At 74.0% G+C, this 21,227-nt stretch carries 22 protein-coding genes; 6 read left to right on the top strand and 16 right to left on the bottom strand.

The features are described from left to right. Window positions 1–53 precede the first annotated feature (53 nt). Window positions 54–1,058 carry a MerR family transcriptional regulator gene (locus tag ACBI99_RS20380; protein WP_357587998.1) on the top strand — a complete coding sequence of 335 codons (1,005 nt, stop codon included), beginning with the start codon at window positions 54–56 and terminating at the stop codon, window positions 1,056–1,058. 3 nt (window positions 1,059–1,061) lie between these two features. Here the strand turns inward: ACBI99_RS20380 and ACBI99_RS20375 are convergent, their stop codons facing one another. The 3 genes from ACBI99_RS20375 to ACBI99_RS20365 all read right to left on the bottom strand — a co-directional run bounded on the left by ACBI99_RS20375 (window position 1,062) and on the right by ACBI99_RS20365 (window position 4,745). Then, window positions 1,062–2,966, bottom strand: coding sequence for a hypothetical protein (locus tag ACBI99_RS20375; RefSeq protein ID WP_375073075.1), 1,905 nt, complete (start codon window positions 2,964–2,966; stop codon window positions 1,062–1,064). Then, window positions 2,951–3,715 carry an ABC transporter ATP-binding protein gene (locus ACBI99_RS20370; RefSeq protein ID WP_357587994.1) on the bottom strand — a complete coding sequence of 255 codons (765 nt, stop codon included), beginning with the start codon at window positions 3,713–3,715 and terminating at the stop codon, window positions 2,951–2,953. Before ACBI99_RS20370 ends, ACBI99_RS20375 begins: the two co-directional genes overlap by 16 nt. 109 nt (window positions 3,716–3,824) lie before the next feature. Beyond that, entirely contained in the window at window positions 3,825–4,745 is a 921-nt protein-coding gene (locus tag ACBI99_RS20365; protein ID WP_219507669.1) for a hypothetical protein, read from the bottom strand. Between the two features lie 101 nt (window positions 4,746–4,846). Between ACBI99_RS20365 and ACBI99_RS20360 the strand changes: the two genes are divergently transcribed. Then, window positions 4,847–5,308, top strand: coding sequence for a TipAS antibiotic-recognition domain-containing protein (locus ACBI99_RS20360; RefSeq protein WP_357587992.1), 462 nt, complete (start codon window positions 4,847–4,849; stop codon window positions 5,306–5,308). Here ACBI99_RS20360 and ACBI99_RS20355 read toward each other — a convergent pair. Next, window positions 5,295–5,885, bottom strand: a complete 591-nt coding sequence (locus ACBI99_RS20355; protein WP_219507666.1) for a TetR/AcrR family transcriptional regulator — start codon at window positions 5,883–5,885, stop codon at window positions 5,295–5,297. The genes ACBI99_RS20360 and ACBI99_RS20355 overlap by 14 nt on opposite strands. Window positions 5,886–5,932: 47 nt before the next feature. Between ACBI99_RS20355 and ACBI99_RS20350 the strand changes: the two genes are divergently transcribed. Then, window positions 5,933–6,736, top strand: a complete 804-nt coding sequence (locus ACBI99_RS20350) for a class I SAM-dependent methyltransferase (RefSeq protein WP_375073074.1) — start codon at window positions 5,933–5,935, stop codon at window positions 6,734–6,736. 12 nt (window positions 6,737–6,748) lie between these two features. Here the strand turns inward: ACBI99_RS20350 and ACBI99_RS20345 are convergent, their stop codons facing one another. From ACBI99_RS20345 to ACBI99_RS20335, 3 genes are all read right to left on the bottom strand, one after another. After that, window positions 6,749–7,891, bottom strand: a complete 1,143-nt coding sequence (locus ACBI99_RS20345) for an RNA polymerase sigma factor (RefSeq protein ID WP_375073073.1) — start codon at window positions 7,889–7,891, stop codon at window positions 6,749–6,751. A gap of 6 nt (window positions 7,892–7,897) precedes the next feature. Continuing rightward, entirely contained in the window at window positions 7,898–8,305 is a 408-nt protein-coding gene (locus tag ACBI99_RS20340; RefSeq protein WP_219507661.1) for a YciI family protein, read from the bottom strand. Window positions 8,306–8,427: 122 nt separating this feature from the next. Then, window positions 8,428–10,032 (bottom strand): cytochrome bc complex cytochrome b subunit, encoded by a 1,605-nt coding sequence (locus ACBI99_RS20335; RefSeq protein ID WP_375073072.1) that lies wholly within the window; start codon window positions 10,030–10,032, stop codon window positions 8,428–8,430. A gap of 160 nt (window positions 10,033–10,192) precedes the next feature. Between ACBI99_RS20335 and ACBI99_RS20330 the strand changes: the two genes are divergently transcribed. Continuing rightward, window positions 10,193–10,633: a hypothetical protein gene (locus ACBI99_RS20330; RefSeq protein WP_357587982.1), complete on the top strand. Its 441-nt coding sequence runs from the start codon at window positions 10,193–10,195 to the stop codon at window positions 10,631–10,633. A 13-nt stretch (window positions 10,634–10,646) separates the two neighbouring features. Here the strand turns inward: ACBI99_RS20330 and ACBI99_RS20325 are convergent, their stop codons facing one another. Continuing rightward, window positions 10,647–11,387 (bottom strand): SDR family NAD(P)-dependent oxidoreductase, encoded by a 741-nt coding sequence (locus ACBI99_RS20325; protein ID WP_219507655.1) that lies wholly within the window; start codon window positions 11,385–11,387, stop codon window positions 10,647–10,649. Window positions 11,388–11,537: 150 nt separating this feature from the next. On the opposite strand from ACBI99_RS20325, the gene ACBI99_RS20320 reads away from it, so the two are divergent. After that, entirely contained in the window at window positions 11,538–12,428 is an 891-nt protein-coding gene (locus ACBI99_RS20320; protein ID WP_219507653.1) for an RNA polymerase sigma-70 factor, read from the top strand. Window positions 12,429–12,438: 10 nt separating this feature from the next. Here ACBI99_RS20320 and ACBI99_RS20315 read toward each other — a convergent pair whose 3' ends face one another. The 3 genes from ACBI99_RS20315 to ACBI99_RS20305 are packed head-to-tail and all read right to left on the bottom strand — an operon-like array spanning window position 12,439 to window position 15,349. Further along, window positions 12,439–13,197 (bottom strand): ABC transporter permease, encoded by a 759-nt coding sequence (locus ACBI99_RS20315; RefSeq protein ID WP_219507651.1) that lies wholly within the window; start codon window positions 13,195–13,197, stop codon window positions 12,439–12,441. Beyond that, window positions 13,194–14,126, bottom strand: a complete 933-nt coding sequence (locus ACBI99_RS20310) for an ATP-binding cassette domain-containing protein (RefSeq protein WP_375073071.1) — start codon at window positions 14,124–14,126, stop codon at window positions 13,194–13,196. The genes ACBI99_RS20315 and ACBI99_RS20310 overlap by 4 nt, the downstream gene beginning before the upstream one ends. 5 nt (window positions 14,127–14,131) lie before the next feature. Next, entirely contained in the window at window positions 14,132–15,349 is a 1,218-nt protein-coding gene (locus ACBI99_RS20305) for a cytochrome P450 (protein ID WP_375073070.1), read from the bottom strand. A 162-nt stretch (window positions 15,350–15,511) separates the two neighbouring features. On the opposite strand from ACBI99_RS20305, the gene ACBI99_RS20300 reads away from it, so the two are divergent. Then, entirely contained in the window at window positions 15,512–16,189 is a 678-nt protein-coding gene (locus tag ACBI99_RS20300) for a helix-turn-helix domain-containing protein (RefSeq protein WP_372455372.1), read from the top strand. A gap of 23 nt (window positions 16,190–16,212) precedes the next feature. Here ACBI99_RS20300 and ACBI99_RS20295 read toward each other — a convergent pair whose 3' ends face one another. Genes ACBI99_RS20295 through ACBI99_RS20275 form a run of 5 tightly spaced genes read right to left on the bottom strand, consistent with a single transcriptional unit; the run spans window position 16,213 to window position 21,092 of the window. Beyond that, the gene (locus ACBI99_RS20295; RefSeq protein WP_375073069.1) at window positions 16,213–17,340 is read right to left on the bottom strand and encodes an alpha/beta hydrolase family protein; all 1,128 of its coding nucleotides are present in this window, start codon (window positions 17,338–17,340) and stop codon (window positions 16,213–16,215) included. Beyond that, the gene (locus ACBI99_RS20290; protein WP_375073068.1) at window positions 17,337–18,770 is read right to left on the bottom strand and encodes a S41 family peptidase; all 1,434 of its coding nucleotides are present in this window, start codon (window positions 18,768–18,770) and stop codon (window positions 17,337–17,339) included. The genes ACBI99_RS20295 and ACBI99_RS20290 overlap by 4 nt, the downstream gene beginning before the upstream one ends. Further along, the gene (locus ACBI99_RS20285; RefSeq protein WP_375073067.1) at window positions 18,767–19,816 is read right to left on the bottom strand and encodes an ABC transporter permease; all 1,050 of its coding nucleotides are present in this window, start codon (window positions 19,814–19,816) and stop codon (window positions 18,767–18,769) included. Before ACBI99_RS20285 ends, ACBI99_RS20290 begins: the two co-directional genes overlap by 4 nt. Then, window positions 19,813–20,703 carry an ABC transporter ATP-binding protein gene (locus ACBI99_RS20280; RefSeq protein ID WP_357587970.1) on the bottom strand — a complete coding sequence of 297 codons (891 nt, stop codon included), beginning with the start codon at window positions 20,701–20,703 and terminating at the stop codon, window positions 19,813–19,815. Before ACBI99_RS20280 ends, ACBI99_RS20285 begins: the two co-directional genes overlap by 4 nt. Beyond that, window positions 20,700–21,092: a GntR family transcriptional regulator gene (locus ACBI99_RS20275; protein ID WP_357587968.1), complete on the bottom strand. Its 393-nt coding sequence runs from the start codon at window positions 21,090–21,092 to the stop codon at window positions 20,700–20,702. Before ACBI99_RS20275 ends, ACBI99_RS20280 begins: the two co-directional genes overlap by 4 nt. Window positions 21,093–21,227 lie beyond the last annotated feature (135 nt).

Genomic DNA, 21,227 nt, shown 5'->3' with positions numbered 1-21,227 from the left:
AGGGTGGAGTGACAGGGTGAGCAGCAGCGACAGGTGAGGAGGAGCGGCAGGCGGTGCTGATCGGTGAGGTGGCGCGACGGTCCGGGGTCAGCGCGCGCATGCTCAGGCACTACGACGCGCTCGGCCTGGTGCGGCCGACGGGCCGCACCAGCGGCGGCTACCGGGAGTACTCCGCCGAGGACATCCGGCGGATCTTCCACATCGAGAGCCTGCGCTCGCTGGGGCTGTCGCTGCGTGACGTCGGCCGCGCGCTCGACGATCCCGACTTCACCCCGGACGCGCTCGTCGACGATCTCATCCGCCGGACCCAGGAGCGCATCGCCGCCGAGACGGAGCTGCTGACGCGGCTGCGCCGGATCGGCGCGGCGGAGCCGGAGGGGTGGGAGGACATCCTCCAGGCCGTCGCGCTCCTCCAGGCGCTGGGCTCGAAGAGCGCCGGGAGGCGGCAGCACGCGGCCCTGTCGTCGGTCCAGGAGGCGGCGGTGCCGGTGGAGGCGCTGGCCGAGGCGGTGCTCAGCGAGTCGAACCCGCACGTCGCGGGCGCGCTGCGCTGGGCACTGGCGCGCTCGGGCGGCGACGGGCCGGCGCTGCTGGCCGAGGGTCTGTCCTCGCCGGCGGCCGAGGTGCGCGAGCGCGCCGTCCGGTCCCTCGCCGAGCTTCCCGGCGAGGAGGCGGCCGCGCCGCTGCGCGACGCCCTGGCGAGCCCGGACCCGGTGGTCCGCAGGCACGCGGCCCTGGCCCTGGGGCCGCGCGGGGTGGCCGACGCGGTCCCGACGCTCGTCGACATGGTCGTCGAGGGGACGAAGGACGTCGAGGCGGCCGACGCGCTCAGCGCGCTGGCGGCCGATCCCGCGCTGGCCGACCGGATCGCCACCATGCTCGCCGATCGCCTCGCCCCCGCGGGAGTCGATCCGGCGGCACGCCGGCGGCTGCCTCAGGCGCTCGCCGACATCCCGGGCGCCGTGGCCTCCCGGACCCTGACGGAGCTGTCCCAGGACGGGGACCGTGCCGTCGCGCTCACCGCGTCCTACGTCCTCGGGCTGCGCGACGCCCCCTGACGGTCATCCCGCGGCGCGGACCCGGGACTTGGCCAGGTAGTACAGTCCTGTCGCCAGCCCGGTGACCAGCAGCACGAGCCCCAGCGCGATCATCACCGCGATGACCGGCCAGCGCAGCCCGTCGGGCACGTGCAGCGCCAGGAACCAGGACCGCTCGGCCGCGCCGCCGGACAGCATGAGCGCGGGGACGACGCCCTGCGCCACCAGCGGCACCCAGCACAGCGTCAGGCTGACGATCACGTACGCGCGCCGCCCGGCCGGGGCCAGGTCGAGCCCGAGCCGTTCCAGCCAGGCGTCGGGCCGCTGCGGCCGGACCCGGTGGGCCGCCGTCACCCGGGGCGGGACCAGAGGCAGGGACGGCCGGCGGCGGGCGGGCCGGGAGCCGGTGCGCAGCAGGTGGAGGAGCTCCGGCGCGGTGCGGCCCAGGACGGCCGCGGCGACCCGGCCGAGCAGCCAGGCCAGCGCCGCTCCGCTCACCACGCCCACCACGGGCCCCGCCCACACGGGACCGAGGCGTACGGCGAAGAAGGCGGGCGCGGCGCAGGCCGCGGTGAGGATCAGCACCAGCAGCACCTGGGTGAAGTCGGTGCCGTTGTCCAGCAGGTTGCCGCCGCGCCGGTGCGGGTCGGCCATCGGCACCGGGCGCAGCACCGAGACGAGCACGGTCACGCCGGCGCCGCCGCCCAGCAGCGCGGGGACGAGCGCGGCCGGCCACGGCCACAGCGCGTACTGCCCGGAGAGCGCCGTGAAGGCGATCGTCAGGACGAGGGTGGGCGGCGCGGCGACCAGCAGCCAGCCGAGCTGGCGGCCCCGGACGTCGTGCCGGGCGGCGCCGGGGATCATCAGCTTGCCCCACAGCTCGGTGCCGTCCTCGCCGTAGAGGTTGGCCGACACGGCGGCGGTCCACAGCGCGAACAGCAGCCCGGTCCACGGCAGGAAGACGGGCGCGCGGACGGCCAGCGGCAGCAGGCAGAACACCATCGCGTAGCCGAGCGCGAAGCACGCGAGGTGGAAACGCAGCAGGTCACGGGTCCAGGTGCGCAGCTCGCGGGCGGCGACGGCGGTGACCGGGCCGCGTACCCACCGGTCGGCGGAGGCGCGCACGGGCCGCCCGCTCGCCCGGCGCGTGGTCAACCGGCGGCGCAGCAGCACCGACCAGCCGGCCAGGCAGGCGACGCCGAGCGCCGCCAGCCCGGCGAGGGCCGCGGCCGTGGTGAGCCAGTCGCCGCGCCCGGCCGCCCGGACGGAGGTCAGGCCCCACCCGGACGGCAGGGCGTGCACCCAGGCGGAGAACGCCGGGGGGAACCCGGTGCGCAGCGCCTCCCCCACCAGCGGCGACAGCACCCAGCCCGAGTGCGTCCCGGCCAGGAGGGCGGCGCTGACGAACCCGGCCAGCGCCGCTCCCGTGCGCGACCGCATGACCTGGCCGAGCAGCGCGGTGACCAGCTTGGACGCCAGGACCGTGCCGCCGAGCTGCAGCACGGCGGCGAGCACGCCGACGGCGACGGCCGCCGGCCCGAGCCCGGCCGTGACGCCCGCGACCACGAGCGCGGCGAGCGCCACCAGCGTGACCACGGGGGCGACGCCGACGAATGCGGTCGCGGCCAGCCCCGTCGCCAGCGCGCGGTGCGTGAACGAGTGCAGCGCGAAATGCTCCGGGCGCAGCGTCTCGTCGCCGCCGCCGAACAGCGCCGGGCCCAGCAGCCAGCCCGCCGTCCACACGGCCAGCGCGGCGGCGACGAGGTCGAACCGCAGCTCGGCGACGGGGTAGTGCTGTCCGGCCAGCAGCAGGACGCCCGCGGCCAGCGCGAGCCCCACCAGCCCGCCGGTGATCATCTGGGCCGCGCGCGGGCCGGTCATGGAGTTGCGCAGGACGGCCAGCTTCATCCGGATCAGGACGCCAGCCACGCCAGCTCCCCCACCTCAGGCAGCTGGCCGCCGACCAGGCTCACGAACCGCTCCTCCAGGCTCAGACCGCCGCGCACCGCCGCCAGCGGCCCGGCGGCCACGACCCGGCCGGACGCGATCACGGCCACGTGGTCGCAGAGCTGCTCCACCACGGCCATGACGTGGCTGGACAGCACGACCGTCCCGCCGCCCTCGACGTAGCGGCGCAGGATGACCTTGATCGTCGCCGCCGAGACGGGGTCGACCGCCTCCAGCGGCTCGTCCAGCACCAGCAGCCTCGGCGCGTGCAGCAGCGCGGTGGCCAGCCCGATCTTCTTGCGCATGCCGGTCGAGTACTCCATCACCAGCGTGCGGCCGGCGCCGTCCAGGTCCAGGACGGCCAGCAGCTCGTCCGCGCGCCGGTCGACGTCGGCGCGGTCCATGCCGCGCAGCAGGCCGGTGAAGCGCAGCAGCTCGCGGCCGGTCAGCCGTTCGGGCAGGGCGAGCCCGTCGGGCAGGACGCCGATGAGGCGCTTGGCGGCGGGCGCGTCGGCCCACACGTCGACGCCGAAGATCTCGGCGCGGCCCGCGTCCGGCCGCAGCAGGCCGATCGCCATGGACAAGGAGGTGGTCTTACCCGCCCCGTTGGGCCCGACCAGGCCGAAGAACGACCCGTCGGGCACCTCCAGGTCGAGGGCGTCGACCGCGCGCTTGGGCCCGAACGTCTTGGACAGGCCGGCGAGCCGCAGCGCCGGCGGATGGCCACGCATGACTTCCCCTTCATGCTCTGAACGGCACGTGTCGTACCGTTTCGAGGGCAAGTGTGCGGGCGGCGTTCCGCTCGTGTCAATACGGCACGTGCCGTGCCATTCGCTGTGGTCAGCGGTTGCGCAGCTCCGCCGCCACCGCGCGTTCGCGCAGCCGCTCGGCCTCCGCCCGGGACGCCTCCAGCTCGGCCCGCAGATCCTCCAGCCGCGCCCGCTCCAGCCGCAGGTCGAGCAGCACCTGGTCACGCTCGCGCCCGGCCGCCGCCGTCTCCTCCCGGGCGCGCTCGCTCTCCCGCCGCGCCCGCTCGGCCTCCTCGGCGGCCTGTACGGCCTGCGCGCGGGCCTCCTCGGTGCGCGCCTGGGCCGCCTCGACGCGCTCGGCCAGCTCCTGAACGGCCTGATCCCTGGCCCGCTCGACCAGCTCGACGTGCCGCGCCGCCTCCTCGGCCCGCCGCTCGGCCGCCTCCGCGCGCCGCCCCGCCTCCTCCGCGGCCTGCAACGCCTGCCGCTCGGTGCTGGCCGCCTCCCGCAGCGCGGCGAGCGCCTGCTCCCTGGCCCGTTCGGCGTCGGCCAGCGCGGTGTCACGCTCGGCCTCGGCCTCCTCCAGCCGCACCCGCATGTCGGCCGTCTGCCGCCGGGCGTGCTCGGTGGCCTCGCGGGCCAGTCGTACCTGCTCGAAGGCCTGCTCGCGCTCGGTGCGCGCGATCGCCACCCGCGTGTATGCTTCCGCCTGCACGGCGCTGAGCCGGGCCTCGACCCCGGCGGGGCTCAGCTCCTCGGCCAGCGCCCGCGCCAGCGGCTCGATGGCCGCCGCGAGCCCGCTCTCCATCCGCTCGTAGAGCTGCTCGGCCCTGGCCAGCGCCCCTTCCAAGCCCGGTGTGGCCCGCCGCAGCTCCCGCTCGCGCTTGGCCGTGGCCTGGCAGTCGCGGCCCGGACAGTATTCCTTGGGCCGGCCCCGGCCCCGCTTCTGCTCGATCGCCGCTCCGCACTGCTTGCACGGGGTCACGGTGACGGCGTCGTCCGGGGCGGTCATTGGCGCACTCTAGCATTTCTGTTTTCCAGAAATTGGAATTCAGAAATTCGGTCACACGACGGCTTGACTCTCACGTGACGTGAGTCCGTACGGTCACCGGCATGGCGAAGAAGAAGATGACGTCCCCCCTCACCGCCGAGGAGAAGCGTGAGGTCTGGGGCGAGTGGGCCGACCGGGAAGAGGAGTACCTGGACGAGGTCGAGCAGCGGTGGGGCGACTCCGAGGCGTACGCGCAGTCGGCGAAGCGGGTCGCGACCTACGGCAAGGAGGACTGGGAGCGGATCAAGAGCGACAACGCGGCGATCGAGGCGCGCATCCGCGAGCTGATGGACGCCGGCGCCGACCCGGCCGGCGAGGCGGCCATGGACGTGGCCGAGGCGCAGCGGCAGCACATCTCGCGCTGGTTCTACGACACCACGCACGACTTCCACGTGCTGAAGGGCGAGCTGTACGTGGACGACCCGCGCTTCCGGGCGGGCATCGAGGCCGGCACGCGGCCGGGCGCGGCCGAGTGGCTGCGCGAGGCGATCCGCGCCAACGCCGAGCGGTTCAGCCGCGCGTGACGCCGCCGACGACCGTGGTCACCATCCGGTGCACGGCGTCCGGCTCGGGCCGGGCGCCGGTGCGGTCGGCGTAGAGCAGGTGGCCGGCGCCGATCAGGGTGGCGCCGAGCGTGTCGACGTCGGCGTCGGCGGCGACGCGGCCCAGCTCGCGTTCGGCGGCGAGGTAGGCGGCCAGCATGGTCGCGGCCTCCGTCAGGACCGGGATGCCGACGGGCCACGTCTCGCGCAGCCGGGCGCGCAGCTCGTCGCGGAAGACGACGAGCGCGACGATCGCCACCGCGACCGACTCGAACAGGGCCGACAGCGCGGCCGTGAGGTTGCCGGCGACGGTCCCGGTGCCCGCGGCCTCGCGCAGGGCGGTGATCTGCGGGGCCATCCGGTGGACGCGGTCGAGCACGAACTCGGCGAGGAAGGCGTCGAAGTCGGCGAAGTGCCGGTGCAGGACGCCCTTGGCGCAGCCCGCCTCGGTGGTCACCGCCCGGCTGGTCAGCGCGTTGGGCCCGTCGCGGAGCAGGATGCGCTCGGCCGCGTCGAACAGCTGATCGCGCACGTCGCGAATGGCCACACCGGTCGGCATCGTGCGTCCTCCTTGTCGAGTGGGCAGTTGCCCACTATGGTGGGCGCATGCCCACTATATCGCTGGGGGCCTCCGAGCCCCATCATGCCCGCCAGGTCGCCGAGGGGTTCGGCGCGGACGCAGCCCTCTACGACCGGACCCGCCCCCGCTATCCCGGCGCCCTGATCGAGCGGATCGTCGCGAGCAGTCCCGGAGCCGACCTGCTCGACGTCGGCAGCGGCACCGGGATCGAGGCCCGGCAGTTCCAGGAGGCGGGCTGCCGCGTGCTCGGCGTCGAGCCCGACGAGCGGATGGCCGCCTTCGCCCGCCGCACCGGGGTCGAGACCGAGGTGGCGGCCTTCGAGACCTGGGACCGCGCCGGCCGGACCTTCGACGCGGTCGTCTCCGGGCAGGCCTGGCACTGGGTGGACCCGGTCGCGGGCGCCGCCAGGGCCGCGGAGGCGCTGCGGCCCGGCGGCCGGCTGGCGCTGTTCTGGAACGCGTTCCAGCCTCCGGCCGACTTCGCGGAAGCCTGCGCGGAGGTCTACCGCAGGGTGCTGCCCGAGCTGCCGATCTTCAGCCGTACGGTGCCCGACGTGGAGACGTACACCGCACTGCTGGACAGGGCCGAGGACGGCATCCGGAAGGCGGACGCGTTCGACGAGCCGGAGCGGTGGCGCTTCGACTGGGAACGGCGCTACACCCGGGACGAGTGGCTGGAACAGGTTCCGACGTTCGGCGGCCACAACCAGCTCCCGCCCGGCAAGCTCCGCGACGTCCTGGCGGGCGTCGGCGCCGCCGTCGACGCCTTGGGGGGCGCCTTCACGATGGGGTACGCCGCGGTCGTGGTCACCGCGCGGCGTCGCCCGTGACGTGAAGGGCGGCTATCCGGCCCTCTCCCGCAGCCGGGCGGCCTGGCGGGTCAGGTGGTCGCGCTCGGCCGGGTTCGGCGCCTCCCCGGCGGCCTCCGCGTAGAGCCGTGCCGCCGTCACCAGGTCGCCTGCCCGCTCGTGCAGATACGCGGCGGCGGCGGTGTGGCGCGGCAGGGCCGGGTCCAGCTCCGCCAGGGCCGCCAGCCCTGCCCGGGGGCCGTCGGCCTCGCCCAGGGCGACCGCCCGGTTGAGCCGCGCCACCGGGCTGCCGGTGAGCCGCACGAGCTCGTCGTACCACTCGACGATCTGCACCCAGTCGGTCTCCTCGGCCGTCCTGGCGTCGGCGTGCAGCGCGGCGATGGCCGCCTGGGCCTGGAACTCGCCCAGGCGGTCCCGGGCCAGCGCCGCCTGGAGGATGTCGATGCCCTCGGCGATCAGGCGGGTGTCCCACAGGCCGCGGTCCTGCTCGGCGAGCGGCACCAGGTTGCCGTCGGCGGCCGTGCGCGCCGGGCGCCGCGCGTGGTGCAGCAGCATGAGCGCGAGCAGCCCCGCGACCTCCTCGTGCCTGGTCATGGCCGCGAGCCGGCGGGTGAGCCGGATCGCCTCGGCGGCCAGGTCGACCTCACCCGAGTAGCCCTCGTTGAACACCAGGTAGAGCACCCGCAGCACGGTCGCGAGGTCGCCCGGCCGGTCGAACCGGACCCCTGAGACGATCCGCTTGGCCCGGCTGATCCGCTGGGCCATCGTCGCCTCCGGCACCAGGTACGCCCGGGCGATCTGCCGCGTCGTCAGGCCGCCCACCGCGCGCAGGGTGAGCGCCACCGCCGAGGCGGGCGTCAGCGACGGGTGCGCGCACAGGAAGTGGAGCTGGAGCGTGTCGTCCACCGCCGGGCCGGGGAGCGGAGGCGGCTCCTCCTCGACGCGCGCCTCGCGGTGCCGCCGGGAGGCGTCGGCGCGGGCGGCGTCGAGGAACCGGCGCCACGCCACGGTGATCAGCCAGCCCTTGGGGTCGCGCGGCGGGTCGTCCGGCCACACGCGCACGGCCTCGGCCAGCGACTCCTGCACGGCGTCCTCGGCCCCGGCGAAGTCGGCTCCGCGACGGACGAGGACGCCGATCACCTCGGGGGTGAGGATCCGCAGCAGGGAGTCGTCCACCGCCCGTCACTCCGCGTCGGCCGGCGCGTCGCTCAGCAGCGGGCGGACCTCCAGCCACTCGCGGACCGGCTCGCCGCCCGCGCCCGGGGCCGCCGACAACTCGGCGGCCAGTTCGAGCGCCCGGTCGTAGCTCTCGACGTCGATGAGCATCCAGCCGGCGATCAGGTCCTTGGTCTCGGCGAACGGGCCGTCGGTGACCGGCGGCCGGCCCTCCCCGTCGTAGCGGACGAACGTGCCCTCCGGCGAGAGCGCCCGGCTGTCGACGTACTCGCCGGACTCCACCAGCCGGTCGGCGAAGTCCCGCATGTACTGCACGTGGGCCGCCAGCTCCTCGGGCGTCCACCGGTCCATCGGCACGTCGTTGACCGCGGCCGGCGCGCCCCGGTAGTGCTTGAGCAGCAGGTACTTGGCCATCGTGTTCTCCTTCAGGCGGGCGGCCTCAAGGTGTGCCGAGGTCGCCCGTGGGTTCATGAGTTCCTTCCCATCGGTGTCATCCTGCCCTCGATCGCCGCCCGCCGTACGGGACGCCCTCGACCTCAGCGCGTGAGCGTCCGCTCGTGCTCCTCCTCGTCCAGGGCGACCTTCTCCCCGCCGTACGCGAGCGACATGCGGGCGCGCAGCCGGCCGAGCGGGCCGCGCAGCCGGGCGGGCGGGACCTCGGAGGCGGCGGGGGCGGCGTCGGCGAGCATCGGCACGGGCTCCTTGCCGCGCAGGTGCGCCTCCATGTCCTCGGCCAGCGGCGCGTGCACCTCGGTGAACGCGCCGCCGGGCAGCCGCTTGATCACGCCGGTCGGCAGGCCGTGCCCGACGAGCTCGGCGTCGGAGCGCTGCAGGCCCAGGCAGATCCGGTACGTGATGACGTACGCGAGCACGGGCCCGGCGATCACCAGCACGCGACCGGCGTAGGTGGTGGTGTTCAGGCTGATGTGGAAGGTGGCGGAGAGCTCGTCGTTGGCCCCCAGCAGCCACAGCACGCCGTAGAAGACGACGGTGGTCATGCCGATCGCGGTGCGGTGCGGGTTGTTGCGCGGCCGGTCGAGGACGTGGTGCTCGCGCTGGTCGCCGGTGATCCAGCGTTCCAGGAACGGGTAGAGCACCATGCCCGTGAGCACGAGGCCGAGCGGCACCAGCGCCGGGACGACGACGCTCAGCGGCACCGTGCCCGCCTGGCCGGTGCCGAACAGGTTGACCTCCCAGGCGGGCATCAGGCGCAGCGCGCCCTCCAGGAAGCCCAGGTAGAAGTCGGGCTGGGAGCCGGCCGAGATGTCGGCCGGGGTGTAGGGCCCGTACAGCCACACGGGGTTGATCTGGGCGAAGCTGGCGAGCCCGGCCACCGAGCCCAGCGTGAACAGGAAGAACGCGCCGGTCTTGGCCATGAACGACGGGTAGAGCGGGGCGCCCACGACGTTCTTGCGGGTGCGGCCCTTGCCCGGCATCTGGGTGTGCTTCTGCACCCACATCAGCACCAGGTGCACCGAGACGAGCGCCAGCAGGATGCCCGGGATGAGCAGGATGTGCAGCGCGTAGAAGCGGGAGACGACGTCCTCGCCCGGATACTCGCCGCCGAACAGCAGGAAGGTCGCGTACGTGCCGACCACCGGCAGCGACATGAGCACGCCCTGGGTCACCCGCAGGCCGGCGCCCGACAGCAGGTCGTCGGGGAGCGAGTAGCCCGTCAGGCCCTCCAGCAGGGCCAGCGCGAGCATCGTGACGCCGATGACCCAGGTGAGCTCGCGCGGCTTGCGGTAGGCGCCGGTGAAGAACACGCGCAGCGCGTGGACCATCATGCCGCCGATGAACAGCAGGGCGGACCAGTGGTGGATCTGCCGGATGAGCAGCCCGCCGCGCACCTCGAAGCTGATCTTCAGAGTGGAGGCGTACGCCTCCGACATCTGCACGCCCTTCAGCGGGGCGTACACGCCGTCGTAGACCACGTGGTTCATGCTCGGCTTGAACCAGAACGTCAGGAACGTGCCGGTGAGCAGCAGGATGACGAAGGAGTAGAGCGCGATCTCGCCCAGCAGGAAGGACCAGTGGTCGGGGAAGATCTTGCGCAGGTTGCGGTTCAGGAAGCGGGCCGCTCCCAGGCGTTCGTCGAGGAACGACGATGTCCGGGCGACGCCGCCGGGGACCGTTTCCATGCGTGCTACTTCCTTTCTGTCCGCGTTCACCACTAAGACGCCGCAGGGCCAGGAAATGTGACATCGGCGACGTCGCACGGGGTGGCCCGATGTCACAATCGGCGCGCCTGCGGCGTCTTATGGGCGACTGACGCACGTTCGAGACACGGCGAGGTGAGCCATGGCGATCCCTTCACACACCGGCCCCGGCTCGTGGCACATCGTCCTGGAGGCGACCGAGGCGAAGCTGACGGCGCGCGGCCTGAAGGGGCCCCGGCTCCTGTTCGCGCCCACGCGCCTCGACGGCGCCTTCTACCTGCGGCCCGACGCCGCCCTGGCGGGCTTCGCGCTGGAGCTGCCCCTGCCCTCGCACCGGGCCGAGCCGCCGGTGCTGCGCTGGGAGTCGGCCGAGCTCGACCGCGACGGGCACGCCTGGCTGCGCTTCGGCAGCCAGGCGGTGCGCTCCCCCGTCACGGTCATGTGCGCGGAGATCCCCGGTGAGCGGCCCTACGTGAAGATCGTCCTGGAGACCGTGTTCTCCTCGCGGAACCTGCGGCTGCCCGCCTGGTTCCTGCCGAGGACGGTCACGCTGCGGCTGTTCACCGAGCTCCGCCCCTGGTGATCGGGGGCGGAGCTCACCACGAGATCGGGCCGAGCCGGTCGCTGAAGGTCCCGGTCGGCCCGTCCGCGCCGATCGTCGCGAGCCTGACGATCGAGTCGGTGCCCTCGGTGACGGTCAGCGTCCCGGTGTGGTGGTTCATGTCGGTGGCGGCGTAGGTGCGGTTCACGACCTCGCCGGGCGTGATGGCGTTGAACTTGATCTCCGGGAGCGCCTGCGCGTAACGGACGGTGAGCATGTTCAGCGCGGCCTTGGACGAGGCGTAGGCGAGCTCGTGCATCGACGCGGAGGGCTGGTCCGGGTCGGTGATCACCGCGAAGGAGCCGGCGCCGCTCGACACCATCACCACCCGCGGGCACTCGGCCTCGCGCAGCAGGGGCAGGAACGCGTGCGTGACCCTGACCGGCCCGTACACGTTCGTGTCGTAGACGGCGTGGATCTCCTCCGCCGTCGCGTCGGCGGGCGGAACGCCCCTGCCGGACGCGCCGGCGTTGTTGATCAGCACGTCCAGCCGGTCGGTGTGCTCCCGGACGAGCGTGACGGCGGCGGCCACCGACTCCTCCGACGTCACGTCCAGCGGCACCAGGACCACGTGCGCGCCGCCTGCGGCCAGCTTGCCGGCCGCCTCCCGCCCCCGGCCCTCGTCACGCGAGCCGAGAAAGATCGTCCACCCCAGCTCGCCGAGCCGCCGGGCGGCCTCCAGGCCCAGCCCCTTGTTGCCCCCGGTGATCAGCGCCGACGTCGTACGGACTGCCATGTCCACTCCCCATGTCATGTGCGGGTCGTTCATTCGGTCGGCCATGAAGATGCCGGTGACCCGGCCTTTGTGACGTCGAGATGTCACAGATTCGGGGGAAGTGGCATCTTGTGCACGAAACCGATGGCGCACGACCAGTCAGGAGCACTCATGTCCAGCGGCGCGGATCCCGCCACCGAGGCGTTCGTCGCCCACCGCAACCTGCTGTTCACGGTCGCGTACGAGATGCTCGGCTCCGCCGCCGACGCCGAGGACGTGCTGCAGGAGACCTGGATGCGCTGGGCGGGCGTCGACCTCGGGGTCGTGCAGGACCCGCGCGCCTACCTGGTCAAGATCACCACCCGGCAGGCGCTGATGCGACTGCGCGCCCTGGGCCGGCGCAAGGAGTCCTACGTCGGGCCGTGGCTGCCCGAGCCGCTGCTGACCGCGCCCGACGTGGCCGAGGACGTGGAGCTGGCCGACAGCGTGTCGATGGCGATGCTGCTGGTGCTGGAGACGCTCACGCCGACCGAGCGGGCGGTGTTCGTGCTGCGCGAGGTGTTCGACGTGGGCTACGACGAGATCGCCGACGCCGTGGGCAAGAGCGCGGCCGCCGTGCGGCAGATCGCCCACCGGGCCCGCTCCCACGTCGCCGCCCGCCGGCCGCGCGGCGACGCCTCGCCCGCCGAGATCCGGGGCGCGCTGGAGGCGTTCCGGCGCGCGGTCGAGACGGGCGACCTGCAGGGGCTGCTCGACATCCTCGCCCCCGACGTCGTCGTCCTGAGCGACGGCGGCGGCGTCAAGCAGGCGCTGCTGCGGCCCGTGCGCGGCGCCGAGCGGGTCGTCCGCGTCTTCGCCACCGGCCTGAAGAGGTTCGGCGCCGCGATGTCGCTCGAACCGGCGCAGGTCAACGGCGGCCCCGCGATGCTGATCCGGCTCGACGGCGAGCTCGACGGCGTCCTGGCCGTGCGGGTCGAGCACGGCCTGGTCACCGGCCTGTACTACGTGCGCAACCCCGAGAAGCTGTCGCGCGTGACGAGCGAGACCGCCATCCACCTGTGACCCGCGCGGGCTAGCGGTTGTAGAGCCGCCGCGCCAGCAGATAGCCGGTCAGCGCGATGACCGCGCTCCACACCGCCGCCTGCGCCAGGCTCGCCCCCGGCGCGCGCCCGTCCAGCAGCGCGCGCAGGGACTCGATCACCGGCGTGAACGGCTGGTTCTCGGCGAACCAGCGCAGCCCGGCCGGCATCGACTCCGGCGGGACGAAGCCGCTGCCCAGGAACGGCAGCATCATCAGCGGCATCGGCAGGTTGCTGGCCGTGGCGACGCTCTTGGACATCAGCGCGAGCGCCACCGCCAGCCAGGTGATCGCGAAGGTGAACATCGCCAGCACCGCGGCCACGCCGAGCCAGTCCAGCACCGAGGCGGCCGGGCGGAAGCCGATCAGCAGCGCCGCCAGCAGCACCACCGCCATCGCGATGAACGTCTGCACCATCGCGCCGAGCACGTGCCCGGTCAGGACCGAGACCCGGGCGATGGCCATCGTCTTGAACCTGGCGATGATGCCTTCGGTCATGTCGGTGGCCACCGAGATCGCGGTCCCCTGCGCGGCCGCCGCGACCGTCATGATCAAGATGCCGGGAGTGAGGTAGCCGGTGTAGGCGGCCCGGTCGCCGCCGATGCCCACGCCCATCGTCCCGCCCAGGACGAAGACGAACAGCAGCAGGAACACCACGGGCACGGCCGCGAACGTGATGATCAGCGTCGGGTAGCGCCAGATGTGCTTGACCTGGCGGCGCAGCATCGTGACCGAGTCGACGACCGCGTTCATCGGGCGGGCTCCTTGGTGAGGGTGAGGAAGACGTCGTCCAGGTCCGGGCTGTGCACGGTCAGCTCGGCGACCTCGACGGCCTGGCCGTCCAGCCAGTCGAGCAGCTTCTTCAGCGTCCTGACGCCGCCCTCGTTGGGGATCTGTGCGGTCAGCGTCGCGTCGTTGCGCGAGGAGGCGCCCAGGTGCGGGACCACCCTGCGGTAGCCGTCGGCGTCGGCGAAACGCACGACCACGCGGCCGCCCGGCACCAGCCGCTTGAGCTCGTCCGGAGTGCCCTCGGCGACCAGCCCGCCCTGGCTGAGCAGGGCGATGCGGCCGGCCAGCTCGTCGGCCTCCTCCAGGTACTGCGTGGTCAGGAAGATGGTGACGCCGTCCTGCTCGACCAGGTCGCGGACGATCTGCCACATCGTGCGGCGGCTGCGCGGGTCCAGGCCGGTGGTCGGCTCGTCGAGGAAGATGAGCCGGGGCGTGCCGACCATCGTCATCGCCAGGTCGAGCCTGCGCCGCATGCCGCCCGAGTAGGTGGCCGCCGGCTTGCCCGCGGCCTCCGTGAGGTCGAAGCGCTTCAGCAGGTCGCGGGCGCGTGCCCGGCCCCGGGCGCGGCCGAGGTGGAGCAGGTCGGCCATGAGCCGCAGGTTCTCCTCGCCGGTGAGGAAGCCGTCCACGGCCGAGAACTGGCCGGTGACGCCGATCGCGGCACGCACCTTGTCGGGCTCCGCGGCCAGGTCGTGCCCCGCCACCCGGATCTCGCCGGCGTCGGCCTTGATCAGCGTGGACAGGATCTGCACCGTGGTGGTCTTGCCCGTGCCGTTGGGGCCGAGCAGGGAGAAGATCGTGCCCTGCGGGATGGTGAGGTCGATGCCGTCCAGGACGCGGTGCGGCCCGTACGCCTTGCGCAGCCCGGTCACCGAGATGGCGGCGTCCGCCACCGCGCTCACCTCCGGTCCCAGGTGACGGGCAGGCTGATGACGCCCTGCACCTGCGTGGGGTCGGTGCGCGTCCGCACCTCGTGCTCCGGCACGGCCAGGCGCAGGCCCGGGAAGCGGGCGAGCAGCGCGGGGAAGGCGACGCGCATCTCGACGCGGGCGAGCTGCTGGCCGAGGCACTGGTGCACGCCGTGGCCGAACGCCAGGTGCCCGGCGGTGGCGCGGCGCAGGTCGAGCAGGTCGGGGTCGGGGAACTTGGCCGGGTCCCGGTTGGCGACGTCGAGCGCGACGACGACCGTGTCGCCCGCCTGGAGCTGGACGCCGTCGAGCTCGACGTCCTCCCGCACGCCGCGCATGCCGAGGGCGGCGATGGACAGGTAGCGCAGCAGCTCCTCGACGGCGCCGCCGATCAGGCCGGGGTCGGCGCGCAGGGCGGCGAGCTGCGCGGGGTTGCGCAGCAGGGCGTAGGTGCCGAGCGCGAGCATGTTGGCGGTGGTGTCGAGCCCGGCGCTGAGCAGGAAGGCGGCCACGCCGCCGAGCTCGTCGTCGTCCAGCTCGCCGCCCCGCGCGAGGTCGCTGAGGAGGTCGTCGGTCGGCTGGGCGCGCTTGGCGAGCGCGAGCTCCCGCAGGTACACGCCGAGCTCGGCGAACGCGGTGTACTGGGCCTCGGCGGCCTCCGCCGTCCCGGCGTCGGCGAGCGTCCGCGTCTGGTCCTGGAACCGGTCGCGGTCCTCGTACGGGACGCCGAGCAGCTCGCAGATCATGAGCGCGGGGACGGGCCGGGCGAAGACGTCGAGCAGGTCGGCGGGCGGCCCCTGCCGTTCCATGACGTCGAGCCGCTCGCGGGTGAGCTCGGTGACCCGTTCGGTGAGCAGGTTCATCCGGCGGACGGTGAACCGGCCCGTGAGCAGCTTGCGGAAGCGGGTGTGCTCGGGGGCGTCCATGCCGGTCAGGTCGCCGACGGGGGCCGGCGGCAGGTGCCCGCCCATCAGCGGGTGGTACAGGGTCTCGTAGCGGGAGCTGAAGCGCGGGTCGGCGAGGATCTGCCGGACCGCCCCGTAGCCGGTGGCCAGCCACACGCCGGGCGCGCCCTCGGGCGTGGCCAGGCGGGCGATCGGCCGCTCGGCACGCAGGGCGGTGAGCGCGGGGGCGGGATCGAAGGGGCAGCCGGGCGCGCGGTCCAGGGACGGGGCGACCGGCTCATCGCGATAGTACGTGTTCGACATACATTGAAAGCTACGTTGCGTTCGGAAATGCTGTCAATCAATCGGATTGTATTTGCGCAGGTCAGAGCCGTGAAACTGGTGCAATGACGATGGGGGCGAATGCACCGACTTGTTGCAATGGATGGCGGCGAACGCAATACTGACGGCATGCCTGGAGGACGCTTGACCCAGCGGGACCGGCAGCGCATCTCGGCCGGGCTCGCCCAGGGGCTGCCCTATGCCGAGATCGCCCGGCGGCTCGACCGGCCGACCTCGACGATCAGCCGGGAGATCGCCCGCAACGGCGGTCCCGCCGCCTACCGGCCCGAGCAGGCCCACCGGGCGACCGAGCGGCGGGCCCGGCGCGGCCCCCACGCCGCTCCCCGGTCCGCCGGATCGGCCGACGGCGATGCCGGCCGGGCCGCCCAGGCCGAGGACACCGTCGTCGAGATGGCGGTCGCGATGGGGCTGCCCAGGATGATGGCCCGCGTCCTCATCGCCCTGTGGCTGAGCGACGAGGGCAGGCTCACCTCGGCCGGGCTGTCCGACCGGCTCAAGGTCAGCCCCGCCTCGGTCTCCCTGGCCGTCGGCTACCTGATCCAGCAGGGGCTGATCAGGCGCGAGCGCGATCCGCAACGCCGCCGCGACGTCTACGTGGTCGACGACGACGCCTGGTACCAGGCGATCGTGACCAGCGCGTGGCAGACGCTCCACGCGGCGGAGACCGCCAAGCAGGCGGGCGAGAGCTTCGGCCCCGAGACGCCCGTCGGCCGCCGCCTCGCCCACGGCGGCGCCTTCCTGGAGCGGATCAGCCTCGACGTCCTGGAGTCCGCCGAACGCTGGCGCCACCTGCTGCCGTGACCCGCGCCTGGTCAGGTCCGGTCCTAGGCGCGTTCCTTGCCGAACGTGACCTCGGGGTGTCGCGGCGACGGCCCGTCCAGCAGAGGCTGCCGCGTGCCCCTCAGGTGCCGGTCGAGGAAGGCCGCCACGTACGTGCGGGTGAGCTCCACGGCGCGCCCCGCCGCCATGATCCCGGTGGCGGGCCTGACGCCGAACGCGGCCGTCAGCACCGGCCCGTCGGTGAACGACTGGTGCTCCGCCCCGGCCACGACGAGCCGGCGCTTCCACCCGGTCAGCAGCTTCCAGTCCCGGTCCCACGAGCCGTCGCCGCCGCCGGGCCCGTGCTGCGGAGTGCCGACGAACATGAACGGCCGCGCGAGCCCGCCCCGGGGAATCCTGGCGTAGGTGCTGCCGTCCAGGTCGATCCCGGCGCGCACCCGGGGGTCCGTCACCATGGCCGCCAGGGCGGCGGCCCCGCCGATCGACTGGCCCGCCATCGCGATCCTGCCCGGATCGACCAGCTCGGTGTCCGCCAGCCGGTCCAGGACGAACGACACGTCGGCCGCCCGGCCGCGCACCACGCGGGCGCCGAAGCCGGGGTCGGTGTCGCTGTCGCAGGCCAGGCACTCCGCGACCGTCCCGTCCCGCCACGTGGTCGCGTAGCTCTCGTGGGTGTGGTCGATCCCCGCCACCGCGTACCCCCGGCTGGCCAGGTCCTCGGCCAGCGACGTGAGCAGGCTGACCGGCTTGGTGAAGCCGGGCGACAGCACCACCAGCGGCAGCTCGCGCCCCGCCGGCTCGGCGTCCTTGACGGCGTGCGTCCGCGTCCGGCTCAGCAGGTCGTACGGGACGCCCGCGATCCGGCCGCCCTTCAGGTTGAGCTCCGACTCCTTCGGCGTCATGTACGGCGCTGGCTCCCCGTCCCGCCGCTCGGCCGGGTACCACAGCGTGACCTTGAGCCGCCGGGTCCGGGCGTCGGGATCCCAGGGGTCGGGGCGGGAGTCGTCCTCCACGTACATGGTCCTGGTGCCGACCCGGTGCGGGCCGGTGGGGGCGGGCAGCGTGGCGGGACCGGCCGGCGGGGCCGGGGCGGCGGCCGTCCGGGGCGGGGCGGGCGCGCCGCACGCGGTCGCCAGCGTGACGACGGCGAGCGCCGCCAGGATCGCTCTCATGAGGCCTCCCTCAGCAGGCGCAGGCCCTGCGCCAGCGCGGGATCGCGCCCGGCGGCGGCGTCGCGCGGGGTCAGGGGCGCGTAGTGGTCGGGCGGCACGCCGATCCGGTCGATCACCTCGCGGCGCGGCCCGAGATGGCGCTTGCCCGGCAGGCTCAGCGTGGTGTGGTTGCCGAGCCGGTACGCCTGCGCCGGGCCGGAGATCACCCCGGCGGTCCTGGTGCCGACCAGCCGCCCCGCGCCCAGGGCCTTGACGGCGGAGCTGAAGTGCTCGCACGCCGAGGCGCAGCTGCGGTCGACGAGCACGACCAGCGGCAGGCCGACCAGCTCGACGGTGTCGTCGGTGCGCGACGCCTCGCACCGGCCGTCGCCCGCGCACTGGTAGGCGGTGACCTGGCCGTGCGCGAACGCGCTCACCAGCCGCACCGCCTCGTCCGGGCTGCCGCCGCCGTTGCCGCGCAGGTCCAGCACGACACCGGCGAGCGTCCGGCCCGCGCGCAGCCGCGCGATCGCCCTGAGCGCCCGGTTCGCCGAGTCGGGCGCGAACCCGGCCACCCGTACGTAGGCGACGTCGTCGTCCAGCAGCCTCGACCGCACCACCTGCAGCTCGGCCAGGTCCCGCTGGTAGAGGCCGGGCCTGAGCGTCACGCTCCAGCGGCGGCCGGTGCCCTCCCGCAGCAGGCTCAGCCGGACCGGCCGGGCCCGGGGGTAGGGCTCGTACAGGGCGGCGATCGCGGCCGTGGCCTTCCCGCCGATGAACGGGGCCGATCCGTCGATCGATTCGATCACGTCGCCGGGCCGCAGCCCGGCGGCCCGCGCCGCGCCGCCGTGCACGGCCGTGACGAACAGCGGGGGCACGGCGGCGGCTGGGTTGCCGTGCACCTGCGGGCCGTCGGCGCTCGCCTGGAGGCCCAGGCCGTAGCCGTCGCCGTCGTAGTGGCCCGGCGGCCGGGCGAGGCCGTGCGTCCAGCGGGCGTGGTTGTCGCCGAGGCTGGCCACGATGGCCACCAGGGTGACGACGGCCGGCTGGTCGCCCAGCCCGGGGACCTGGCCGGTGATCTTCCGGAAGGCGGTCTCGAACGCGGCCCAGTCGGCCTTCCGGTCGCCGGTCAGCGCGGGCATGGTGGCTTCGGGCAGGTCGCGGCCGTGGCGGTCGAGTTCACGCGCCAGCGCGGCGAACCCGGCGGTCAGCAGCGAGCGGGCGTCCAGGGCGGCGCCGCCGTAGTAGGAGCCGAGGATGCAGAAGTACGCCTGCTCGATGACGTCGATCGTGGTGGCCGTCTCGGCGGCGGGCGGGCCCGCGGGGCGCTCGCAGGCGGTCCCGGCCGCTGTTCCGCCTGTGCCGCCCTGGCTGCGCGGCGGCGCGGGCGCCGTGCACGCGGTGGCGGCCAGGAGCAGGGCGAGCCCGGCGGCCGCTGTCCTGGCCGTCATGACAGGCGCCTCCGCACCCACCGGAAGGACAGCCCCGTCAGGGCGGCGGTGAGCAGCGCGTAGATGCCGGTCTCCATCCACTGCAGGGCCCAGAAGCGGTCGAGGGGCTGGTAGGCGGCCCGCTGCCGGTAGCCGAGCCGGCTGAGCTCGGACAGGCAGGCCCCCGGGCCCTGCCGCGCCTGCTGTGTCCCGCAGGGCCCGGACGTGATGGAGACGCCGTGGACGACCGCCTCGTCACCGCTCGCGGCCAGCGTGCGGCCCGATCCGTCGATGAGCTCGCTCGACAGCACCCACGCCCCCGTGTGCCCGGGGATCGCCTGGGTCAGGGTCACCGTGGTCAGCCCGTCGCGGCGCACGCCGAACATGTCGACGTTCTCCTGGGTGAGGTCGAACGTCGAGGTGACCGGCGGCATCAGGTGCGGCCTGACCAGCAGCGGCATGGCGACCTGGACCGCGGTGAAGACGAGCAGCGTGAGCGCCATCGCGGGCAGCGTCCGCTTGACGAGCATGCCGATGCTCACGCCGAGGACGAAGGCGAAGGCCGCGAACCCGAGCGGAAGGATGCCGCGCGCGCTGAACACCAGCGGGTCCATGAGCGCGAAGCCCTCCGGCGCCGACTGGTCGAGCGGGCCCGACCACCAGGTGACCGCGAGCCCGCTGACCCCGGCGGCGGCGGCCGCGACCAGGCCGGTGAGGGCCAGCTTGACCGCCAGCCAGCGCCTGCGGGTGATGCCCTGGTTCCACACCAGCAGGTGGGTGCCGGCCTCCAGCTCGCGGGTGATCAGCGGCGCCCCCCAGAAGAGGCCGACGAGGGCGGGCAGGATCAGGACCACGAGGGTGCCGGCCAGGAACGGCATCCGGTACGCGTCGAAGAACCGGTCGTAGAAGTGCAGGCACTCCGCGCCGGGCGCGCAGGCGGCGAGCCCGGCCGCGTAGTCGGCGGCCAGCCGCGAGCCGGTCGGCGCCAGGACGGCGGCGAGCGCCACGAGCAGGGCGGACGTCATCAGGGCCGCGCCGCGGAACTGCCGCCAGGTGAGCCAGATCATCGCCGCACCTCCAGGGCGGGCCGCGGGCCGGCGGCGGTGGAATCGTCCATGTACGCCAGGACCAGGTCCTCCAGCGTGAGCCGGCTGACCGTCCACGCCGGGTCGAGGATCGGCCGGTCGGTGCGGACGACGTACGTGCTCTGCCGGTCGGTGTGCCGGGCGGAGACGACGTGCTGGTCGGCGGGCAGCGTGCCGGGGTCGCGGCGCGGGCCGGTGAGGCGGTGGTGGGTGGCCAGCAGCCGCTCGGCCTCCCCCGCGATCCGGACCCGGGAGTCGACCAGCACGATCAGGTAGTCGCACGTCCGTTCCAGGTCGGAGACCAGGTGGGAGGAGAGCACGACGCTGAGCTCGTGCTCGACCGTCGCCTCCATCAGCCCTTGCAGGAACTCGCGGCGGGCCAGCGGGTCGAGCGAGGCGACCGGCTCGTCCAGGATCAGCAGCTCGGGCCGCTTGGCCAGGCCGAGGGTCAGGGCGAGCTGGGCGCGCTGGCCGCCGGACAGCCGGCCGGCGCGCTGGGCGGGGTCGAGGCCGAGCCGGGCGATCCGCTCGCGCGCCGTTGCGGCGTCCCAGCCGGTGTTGAGCCGGGCGCCCAGCCGCAGGTGCTCGGCGACGCTCAGCCCGGCGTAGACGGGGGTGTCCTGGGCGACGAAGCCGACCTTGGCCAGTTGCGCGGGCCCGGCGGCGGGCCGGCCGCCCAGCACCGACAGCCCGCCGGTCGTCGGCTGAAGCTGGCCGCCGGCCAGCTTCAGCAGCGTGGTCTTGCCGGCTCCGTTGGGCCCGACCAGCCCGACGACGTGCCCGTCGGGGATGTCGATGGTGCACTCGCGTAACGCCCAGCGCCTGCCGTATCGCTTGCCCAGCCCGCGGGCCTCCAAGACGGAACTCACGCGATGTCCTCCTGTGCGGCGGTCCTGAATGTGGTCATGAAGAGGGCCTCGATGCTCTCGTCGTCGAGCCCGGCTCGGCGCGCCTTGGCCAGCCAGTGCCGCAGCTCCAGCCGCAGCGGGCCGTGCGCGGCCAGCGACGTGCCGGCGAGCGTCGCCGTCACGAACGTCCCGACGCCCGGCCGGGCGGCGACCAGGCCCTCGTGCTCGAGCTCCCGGTACGCCTTGAGGACGGTGTTGGCGTTGATCGCCAACTGCGCCACGACCTCCTTGAGGGTCGGGAGCTGGTCGCCCTCGTGGAGCAGCCCCAGCCGGAGCGCGTGCCGTACCTGCTGGACGATCTGCTGGTAGGGCGCGAGGCCGGACTTGGCGTCCAGGTAGAACTCGATCACCATTTCTCCATTTATCTAGTGTTCTAGGACATTAGATGGTTGCAGATATGGCCGGGGTTAACTACTCCGTAAGCGCGCACGACCTGCACAGGACCCGCACACAGGCTGCGCGGCGCCCGCAAACCCGTCTGCTTT

The organism is Nonomuraea sp. ATR24 (genome assembly GCF_041950485.1).
Lineage (GTDB): Bacteria > Actinomycetota > Actinomycetes > Streptosporangiales > Streptosporangiaceae > Nonomuraea > Nonomuraea ceibae.
This window is presented reverse-complemented; position numbering and strand designations above follow the sequence as displayed.